The organism is Xenorhabdus littoralis (assembly GCF_033949345.1).
GTDB lineage: Bacteria > Pseudomonadota > Gammaproteobacteria > Enterobacterales > Enterobacteriaceae > Xenorhabdus > Xenorhabdus littoralis.
In genome coordinates this window covers 1-8,785 of record NZ_VCDP01000055.1, presented here as the reverse complement: position 1 = coordinate 8,785, position 8,785 = coordinate 1, and the positions used below count along the sequence as shown (strand labels likewise).

Below are 8,785 nucleotides of genomic sequence, written 5' to 3'. Positions count from 1 at the left end.
GTTTTCTAAAAGGAACTACGAATGAAATATCCAACGGTAACTGTTAATGGCGTATCTGTTCGTGTGGATAAAGCAGGGCGATACAGCCTTAATGACCTACACGCAGCGGCAGTATTAAAAGGTGAAGCAATAGAATCGCAGCTCCCAAATAAATTTATTCGCAACGCATCAATAAAAAGATTCGTCTCAGCACTGGACTCCAGAAAACAAAAAAGTCGTCTGAAAGAAAATCAATCACTTAAAGTTGTTAATGGTGGTAGTGACCAAGGTGTTTGGGGCGCTGAACTTTTAGCAATTCGTTATGCAGCATGGATTAAACCCGAGTTCGAAATCAGCGTATATGAAACATTCCGTGAGGCAACACTTAACGGCATATCGAATATGACCATGCTTAATAGGATTGATTTACTCATTGCAAGCGAAAAGCAAGAGGTAAGCGTCTGTGTTTGCAAGATGAATCAATGGGGCGTTGGTGGACGCAAGAAGATGCTAGCTGATACCCGACAGAATATTGTTGCGCAAATGGACCCTGACATGGTTTCAATCATGGAAGGTACGACATAAGGATTGATCTTACAAAATTCTCCAAAGCATCCCCAAACGGGTGCTTGATAGAGTTTTGTGTCGGTTTTAGGCGGGTGTGGTCTGGCTGAGATAGCGGGTCATATAAATTGAACCAGTTGAATATGCTAAATAAGGTAAAGAAGCTGACAGTGATCTGAGTGTAAAGTAGACTGAAACTCCAATGATATTAATGAAGAAAGGGAGTTTTGTGTATGGGAATGGTGATACTACCAGCGGTCGCTTTATTACTATTGCTTGGTGCTGTCTGTCTGATTTCTCTTGTTGCTACCGTCTGGATTGACCTACAGAAAGGAGTACGTGCTACTCCACTCTCTATTATTATTCCAGTATGTGGCTTAGCTTTGTCATCCTATGGGCTTTATAAGCTAAAGTTTATACACTGGTTTTTATAGTTTTTGAGTATGATAAAAATTTGAAAATTGTATAACTAACCACCTCCGGGTGGTTTTTTACTATATAGGGATAATGAAATGGCACTCACCGACAAACAAGAGATGTTTTGTCGCGAGTACCTCGTTGATTTGAACGCCACACAAGCGGCAATTCGTGCGGGGTACAGCGATAAGACTGCAAACCGCACTGCGTCTGAGAACCTGTCAAAACCTGGCATCCAATCACGCATTACTGAATTCAAAGCCGGGCGCAATGAAGAGGTCGGCATCAACGCTACCCATATTGCGATTCAGGCATCCGGCAGATAAAAAAGACAGGGATGATCCAAACAATAAGCGCTATGAGCGGTATTTACTCCGGGCATCATTTATCAATGCGACAGGGCGTACACTGAGCGGGTTACTGGGGATTGCATTTAGTAAGCCAGTCAAAATCAATATCTCAGGCGGGGTTGAATATTTGGAAACCGATATTGATGGTGAAGGGCAGCCGCTAACACAAATGATACGTGATTCGTTGTCTCAAGTATTGTAGCGTGGGCGAGCAGGTCTATTGAGTGATTTTTCAGGTTCAGTTATTCAATCAGAGGCGGAGAAAGGTCGTCCCTACATCCGGTTATTTACAGCAAAGGAAATCATCAACTGGCGGGTGACAAACGGGAAAACCTCTCTGGTGGTGGTCATTACAAAGAGCCGAGAGACTCAGATGATTTTGATTTGCAACTGGTTGATTACTTTCTTATTACAGCACTCGCCACAACAGTTTGGCTATCTCCGTTCATGTTGGAGTCTTGAACTTATTACTCATTAAATCAATGTATTACTCAATATATCTCTCTCAAAGTACACTCTATCGCTATTTTTGTCGGGCAGGAATGGTCTGGCGAAGGGCCGCCCCCACCTTAAGATTACCTGATCCTGAACATGATGAAAAAATGGCAAAAATCACCGAAGACTTATCCAAAGCCTCAGAGCAACATCTGGTTTTTTATGAGGATGAGGTGGATATCGATCTGAACCCAAAAATCGGGGCAGATTGGTGTTTCAAGGGACAGCAAAAGCGTATTGTGACCCCCGGAAAGAACCAAAAACACGATTTTGTGGGCTGCCTCAATGCGAAAACGAAAGAAATTACTTATATCGGCGGCTTAAAAAAGAACTCTGATTTATTAGACTGTTAAATGAACTTAATCATCAATACGTTGACGCTAAGACAATCACGTTGATTTTAGATAACTATTGTATTCATAAAAGTCGGAAAGTAATGGCTTGGTTGGCAAAAAATCCTAAATTTAATCTTCTCTTTTTACTGGTTTATTCCCCTTGGTTGAATAAAATTGAATGTCTGTGGCAATCCTTGCATGAAACCGTGACACGAAACCACTGTTGTCAATTTATGTGGCAATTGCTTAAACATGTCAAAGCCTTCATGGAAACCACTTCATTACAACAGCAAAAACCCGGGATGATAAAAATGAGTGTATCACTATTATGAAAACTTATTTATCATGCTCTACCATAGCTTCAGATGTTGAATTTTCCTCATATTCTACCAATAAGAAATTATCTCTTATTTTCTTAGATAATTCAGTGTTACTGGAAACATAGGGAAATATTGTTTTTAACATTTTTTGTATATTTGAATCACTTACACTATAACCAAAGAAAATGATAGGGTTATGTATGAGTAATGATAATAATTGAGCACGTATTAAATCATATTTATATTCAAATAACCTATAATCTTCCTTTATGATAATTATATCATCTGAACTACTAATACAGCTATGTATTTTATAAACAGAGCCATACGGATGACTTAAAAGAATATTATTTCCAATCAAAGGCTAGAATTAAAATATTTTCCCCACTAACTTATCATAATTGGTGGTTATTATTTAACCTATATTTTCCTTATCTTAAGAAATTCATTGAGTTCACACTGTTTATCATCTATTATAATTTTATCTTTTAATAACTTAGTTATATATATTTTTAGTCTACTTTAATTTGTTTCATTATTCATGTTTTCATAAAAAATATTATTTATTTATTTATTTCAATCTACCCTCCCTATTATTTTGCAGATTCTCATTAAATGGTTTTTCTATTTCAGTGGCTATTTTTTCATACTTACACTCTCCATTTATATATTTTTTAGACTTAATATCTAAGTATATTTATTTATTTTCTGTTAACTCATAATATGCGTGTTGAAGCAATCCATTCCAGTTAAATGAATTCTTCAGGTATCGTAAACTAAAACCTGACCCAATAAATAAAACAAGGTGATTTTTGAACTGTGAGGCAAGTTCTTGAATATCCATACCTATTCTCAATGTAGACATACGATACCCTCAATTTAAACAATCACATATATTAGTAATAATGACTCCTTGTGATTATTTTATAAAATGACTCAAGGGAAGGATGAAAGACTGATTTTTAACCTAACTATGCAAATGAAACACTGATTGATACTTTAGCAGGACCAAATTGAATAATATCCATCTGAACACAAGTTTCATTGCATACAATTTAAGATTAAAAAATGCTCATAGATCTTGCTCTGTAAAATGACTGCCATAGCTGCTTCATTTCACTTTCGTTAATATGTTATAGATATAATAATAACCTTTATGGTGGACTTGTACTCATCCTTCGAAATATTCACAGATTTTTTCGCTCCAACATAGGAATATTTCTATGAAAAACGAAAGTAGAAATCCGCTTGGAAAATGTCCTTTTTTCCTCACTACAGCATAGCTCAAGTTCTAGTAAAGCATGACCAGTAAAGGAATGCTTTGAGTTATAGCAAAAGTAGATGAGCAGGTGTCTTCACAAGCAGACTGCCACAATAAGTAAAAGATTAGTACGATAGCTGGAAATACAGCAGATTAGCTTGATGAAGTATGATGGAAATCATTTATGTTTTTAATGATTTTGATATAATCATCGTAAATTCGGTGGTTATAAAACCACAATATTAACATGGTGTTTTACAAGATTAACACCAATACTACTAATGCACGATTATCACAGGAAGCACAATGTTAGCTCAGCTTTTTGAATATTTTTTTCAATCAATTGACTCCACTCTCGTAACAAACATTTTTATCTGGGCCGTTATTTTTATATTTTGTGGTGCATGGTGGTGCGATCATAAAAACATTTATAGTAAATTTCGTGAGTATGCTCCAACATTAATGGGAGCGCTGGGTATATTGGGTACATTTATCGGTATTATCATTGGCTTGCTTCATTTTAATACAGAGAGTATCGACACCAGTATTCCAGTGTTACTGGGAGGACTCAAAACAGCATTTATTACCAGTATTATTGGTATGTTCTTCGCAATCCTGTTTAATGGCTTAGATGCTTTCTTTTTCGCTAATAAACGAGACAGACTAGAAATAAGTGAACCTGAATCAATCACACCAGAGCATATCCATCGAGAGTTAAAAGAACAAAATCAACATCTGGAAAAATTAATTTCTGGGATGAACGGAAGTGAAGAAGGCTCTCTTGTTGCACAAATTAAATTATTGCGTAATGAAATCAATGATACTTCTCGTGTACAAATATCTAATCATACTGACTTTAGCAATAAACTATGGGAACAATTGCAACAATTTGCTGAATTAATGGCTAAGGGGGCAACAGAACAAATTATTGATGCCCTTAGACAGGTTATTATTGATTTCAATAATAATTTAACAGACCAGTTTGGCGAAAACTTTAAAGCATTGGATGCCTCGGTTAAAAAGTTGGTTGACTGGCAGGCAAACTATAAAAACCAAGTTGAGCAAATGACTGAGCAATATCAACAAAGTGTAGAGTCTTTAGTTGAAACCCGTACAGCAGTCGCAGGGATCTGGGAAGAGTGTAAAGAGATCCCGCTCGCAATGTCTGAGCTACGTGATGTCCTGCAAGTAAACCAGCATCAAATTAGTGAACTCTCACAACATCTGGATACTTTCGTAGCTATACGTGATAAAGCAACAAATGTTTTACCTGAAATTCAAACTAAAATGACTGAAGTAGGCGAGTTGTTAAAACTAGGCGCTGTGAATGTCAGCGCCTCGCTTGAACAAACTAGCCAGCAAATACTCACCAATGCTTATTCCATGCGGGTTGCCCTCGATGAAGGCACGGAAGGTTTCAGACAATCTGTTACTCAAACACAGCAAGCTTTTGCTGCAATGGCACATGACGTCAGCAATTCCTCTGAAACCCTGACTAACACTCTGGGAGAGACCATTACTGAGATGAAACAAAGTGGTGATGATTTGCTGAAATCACTGGAGTCTCATTCCAGAGAGTTGCATCGTAACATGGAACAAAATACCACCAATGTTATTGATATGTTCAGTAAAACAGGTGAAAAATTTAATCAACAATTATCCAGCAATGCTGATAATATGTTCGGCTCCATGCAAACTTCATTTGATAAAGCAAACGCAGGTTTGACATCCCAGGTAAAAGAATCCATCGAGAAATTTGGCAGTTCCATTAACGAACAATTACATGCTTTTGAACAGGCAACCGAACGCGAAATGAATCGTGAGATGCAGTCGCTGGGGAATGCTCTTCTGTCTATCAGTAAGGGTTTCGTTGGCAACTACGAACGGCTCCTAAAAGATTACCAAACTATCATGGGACAGTTACAATCATTACTTTCTGCTCAACAAAACCGCAGGTAATAGCTAATGGATAAAATCATTGGCAAACTGCCCCCAAAAAAAGAGCAGGATAATGAACACTGGATTTCCATGTCAGACTTGATGGCTGGTCTGATGATGGTGTTTATGTTTATTTCTATTGCCTATATGCATTATGTTCGCATTGAGAAAGAAAAAATAAGAGAAGTCGCGGTCTCCTATGAAAACGCTCAACTTCAACTCTACAACGCGTTGGAGGCTGAGTTTGCAAAAGAGTTAGCTGCCTGGGATGCAGAAATTGATAAACAAACTCTTGAGGTTCGTTTTAAATCACCCGATGTTTTATTTGGCTTAGGGAGCACAAAACTTAAACCAAGATTTAAACAGATTCTTGATGATTTTTTCCCTCGTTATCTCAGAGTTCTTGATAAATATCAGGAGCATATTACAGAAGTACGCATTGAAGGACATACCAGTACAGACTGGAACGGTACTTCAAATTCTGATTACGCTTACTTTAACAACATGGAGCTATCTCAGGGACGCACACGAGCAGTACTACAATATGTGTACGATTTAAAAGAAAGTGCCGCTCACCAAAAATGGGTAAAAAATAAATTTGCAGCTGTCGGATACTCTTCAGCACACCCCATCCTTGATAAATCTGGCAAGGAAAACCCTAACCGTTCTCGGCGCGTTACTTTCAAAGTAGTGACTAACGCAGAGTTGCAAATCCGTCGAATCATTCAGGAGTAATTGATGAAACTATCTATTGATATTTCTGAGCTGATTCAACTGGGAAAAAAAATGATGCCGGAAGGCGTTGGCTTTTTTCTGGATGAAAAACCTGTTGTTTTTGACCCTATTGATATAGAACTCTCTACAGGTAAAGAAGTCAGTATTGCCGATCTTGATCCCGGTAGCGGTTTAATTTCCTATCAGGGTCGTCAGGTACTTTTATATATCCGTGATCATACTGGACGTTATGATGCGGCCACTGAGAATGGTGAGAAAGGGAAACGATTTCATATTGCCTGGTGCAAGACGTTGGATGAAATGCGCAAAAAAAATCGATTTGAGCGATATCATGCAACAAATCGTGTTGATGGTTTCTTTGAGATTGATGACGGATCAGGTCGGAGTCAGGATGTTGACTTAAGAGTTTGCATGAACTGCCTTGAGCGGCTTAATTACAAGGGCAGCATTGATAAACAACAAAAAAGAATTTCCTTTAACTCATTCTCTTTAAATGATTTTTTCTCACATTACAGCACCTGCTTTCGTCATATGCCGAAAGGGATTCATGACAGAGCAAATAGTGGTTATGTGAATAACTGGAAAGATATTTCCAAGATTACTCGAGAACAAGCAAATTATATCTGCAACGATTGCGGGGTGGACTTGAACTCTTCACGTTATCTGTGCGATGTGCATCATAAAAATGGTGTAAAGTATGATAATTCGCCTGAAAACCTGCATGTCCTTTGCAAAGATTGTCATCGGAAACAACCTTTCCATGAGGGGATGTTTGTCGCTCAATCTGAAATGGAAATTATTCAGCGCCTGCGCTCCCAGCAAGGTTTATTAAAAGTTGACTCTTGGAAAAAAATTTATGAACTCACTGATCCATCGCTTCATGGCGATATTAATATCATGCAGCATAAAGGATGCAAGCAGCCGGTTCTTGGGCTGGATTTGCAAAATTCCGAGCATGAAATTATTGCAACCGTAGAAGCAGCGTGGCCCACACTAAAAATTGCCGTGAACTTAACTGAAGTTCAAGCAGAAGGGTGGAAAATATTTACCGTCGGTGAACTCATTAAACAGATACAGTCTGGGGTTATATTTTAACCTTTTTATATCAGCTCAGACCTAAGCTGATGAGCAACTGTCTTTCACTTTAAACCGTGTGGAATGATTCGTCCCACGGTTTATTTGTTTTTATTATTGCATTGAGAATGACCAGTAATTTACGCATACAAGCAATGATGGCGACTTTGTTTGGCTTGCCTGCTTCGGTCAATCTCTTGTAGAAAGCACAGAGCACAGGATTAAATCTAATTGCCGTTAACGTGGCCATATAGAGCATTCGACGCACCATTGCTCTTCCTCCGAAAATTGTTCGTTTCCCTCGGAAGAATCCAGAATCTCGATTGAACGGTGCGACACCAATCAAGGCACTAATTTCCCGGCGTGTTAACTTACCCAGCTCCGGTACATCAGCTATCAAAGTGGCTATCGTGGCAGGACCAACGCCTTTTACTGTAGATAATAAATCAAGTTTGGCGCGATGAAATGTTTTTATATGGTTAGATAATGCAGACTCAATGACCTTAAGCTGTTCCTGTATGAAGCTGATCATTAAGGTGATGCTTTCTCGAATTTCTGGATGGCAACTTCCCAACCTTTGGCGTTCTGAGATGGAAAGTGTGACCAATTGGCGGCGACGCGCCATCATGGCTTGCAGCGCCCGTTGCTGAGTAGATGGTAATATCCTGGCTATTTTATCCCGGTCTGTTCGTTGGGATAAAACCAGAGCTAACTGTGCCAACACCTGAGCATCTATTTTATCGGTTTTGGCTAAGTTACCCATTGCCTTAGCAAAGTCACGGGCTTGTCGGGGATTAATGATGGCAACAGCCAGCCCCAGAGTCTGCAAAACACAGGCGACGGGTACCTCATAACCCCCTGTTGCTTCTAATACAACTAAATCAATTGCATAGTTAGCGAGTGTCACCGTGAGTTCATCATGGCCTTCAGGGGTATTTGGATATGTCATTACGGTTCCCTGAGCACCAAGTGCAATTTCAAGTGAAGCTTTGGCAACATCAATACCGACACAAATAGTTTCAGTCATGGTTCTTCGGCTCCCATTCTTGCAAATGCGAATTTTGTTTCAAGCAACTGTTCGGGTTTTTCGAAGAAAAGTAACAATCATGCGTCGAAAGCTCATTAACGGGCTTAATCCCTTGATGGTTATCTGACTGCATGATTGTTGCCAATCTAACTTAACCATAATAAACCAGTTTAAAGATACAAGATGGTCCCCACCACCCTGTGAGCGGTATGCTGGCAGGGTGTTTCTTTCAGGAGAAGGTCATCATGCAAAACGTTACGCTTATTGGTCTTGATCTCGGCAAACATTCT

General features: G+C 38.8%; 7 protein-coding genes and 2 pseudogenes. 7 read left to right on the top strand and 2 right to left on the bottom strand.

The genetic code is table 11. The features are described from left to right. Positions 1-21: 21 nt before the first annotated feature. From FE394_RS13790 to FE394_RS13775, 4 genes and pseudogenes are all read left to right on the top strand, one after another. Positions 22-564 carry a KilA-N domain-containing protein gene (locus FE394_RS13790; protein ID WP_319926943.1) on the top strand — a complete coding sequence of 181 codons (543 nt, stop codon included), beginning with the start codon at positions 22-24 and terminating at the stop codon, positions 562-564. Positions 565-1,055: 491 nt separating this feature from the next. Beyond that, a pseudogene (locus tag FE394_RS13785) lies at positions 1,056-1,262 on the top strand (terminase small subunit); the annotation flags it as partial. Next, the gene (locus tag FE394_RS13780) at positions 1,231-1,512 is read left to right on the top strand and encodes a hypothetical protein (protein ID WP_319926942.1); all 282 of its coding nucleotides are present in this window, start codon (positions 1,231-1,233) and stop codon (positions 1,510-1,512) included. The pseudogene FE394_RS13785 and the gene FE394_RS13780, both read left to right, overlap by 32 nt. A 192-nt stretch (positions 1,513-1,704) precedes the next feature. Continuing rightward, positions 1,705-2,472, top strand: a pseudogene (locus FE394_RS13775) (IS630 family transposase); the annotation flags it as partial. Between the two features lie 4 nt (positions 2,473-2,476). Here FE394_RS13775 and FE394_RS13770 read toward each other — a convergent pair. Next, positions 2,477-2,821, bottom strand: coding sequence for an SIR2 family protein (locus FE394_RS13770; protein WP_319926941.1), 345 nt, complete (start codon positions 2,819-2,821; stop codon positions 2,477-2,479). A gap of 1,206 nt (positions 2,822-4,027) precedes the next feature. Here FE394_RS13770 and zorA2 point away from each other — a divergent pair. From zorA2 to zorE, 3 genes are read left to right on the top strand one after another with little or no spacing between them, the layout of a single operon-like run. Then, positions 4,028-5,680 carry a type II Zorya anti-phage system protein ZorA2 gene (gene zorA2, locus FE394_RS13765; protein ID WP_319926940.1) on the top strand — a complete coding sequence of 551 codons (1,653 nt, stop codon included), beginning with the start codon at positions 4,028-4,030 and terminating at the stop codon, positions 5,678-5,680. Positions 5,681-5,686: 6 nt separating this feature from the next. Further along, on the top strand, positions 5,687-6,394 hold the full coding sequence (zorB2, locus tag FE394_RS13760; RefSeq protein ID WP_319926939.1) for a type II Zorya anti-phage system protein ZorB2: 708 nt from the start codon (positions 5,687-5,689) through the stop codon (positions 6,392-6,394). 3 nt (positions 6,395-6,397) lie between these two features. Then, positions 6,398-7,489 carry a type II Zorya anti-phage system protein ZorE gene (gene zorE, locus FE394_RS13755; protein WP_319926938.1) on the top strand — a complete coding sequence of 364 codons (1,092 nt, stop codon included), beginning with the start codon at positions 6,398-6,400 and terminating at the stop codon, positions 7,487-7,489. A 49-nt stretch (positions 7,490-7,538) separates the two neighbouring features. Here the strand turns inward: zorE and FE394_RS13750 are convergent, their stop codons facing one another. Then, positions 7,539-8,495, bottom strand: a complete 957-nt coding sequence (locus FE394_RS13750; RefSeq protein ID WP_319926937.1) for a transposase — start codon at positions 8,493-8,495, stop codon at positions 7,539-7,541. Positions 8,496-8,785: the final 290 nt, after the last annotated feature.

Bases quoted from the DNA above. Each gene is read 5' to 3' on its own strand.
- FE394_RS13790 (WP_319926943.1), top strand. From the start codon at position 22: ATGAAATATCCAACGGTAACTGTTAATGGCGTATCTGTTCGTGTGGAT.
- FE394_RS13780 (WP_319926942.1), top strand. From the start codon at position 1,231: ATGAAGAGGTCGGCATCAACGCTACCCATATTGCGATTCAGGCATCCG.
- zorA2 (WP_319926940.1), top strand. From the start codon at position 4,028: ATGTTAGCTCAGCTTTTTGAATATTTTTTTCAATCAATTGACTCCACT.
- zorB2 (WP_319926939.1), top strand. From the start codon at position 5,687: ATGGATAAAATCATTGGCAAACTGCCCCCAAAAAAAGAGCAGGATAAT.
- zorE (WP_319926938.1), top strand. From the start codon at position 6,398: ATGAAACTATCTATTGATATTTCTGAGCTGATTCAACTGGGAAAAAAA.
- FE394_RS13750 (WP_319926937.1), bottom strand. From the start codon at position 8,495: ATGACTGAAACTATTTGTGTCGGTATTGATGTTGCCAAAGCTTCACTT.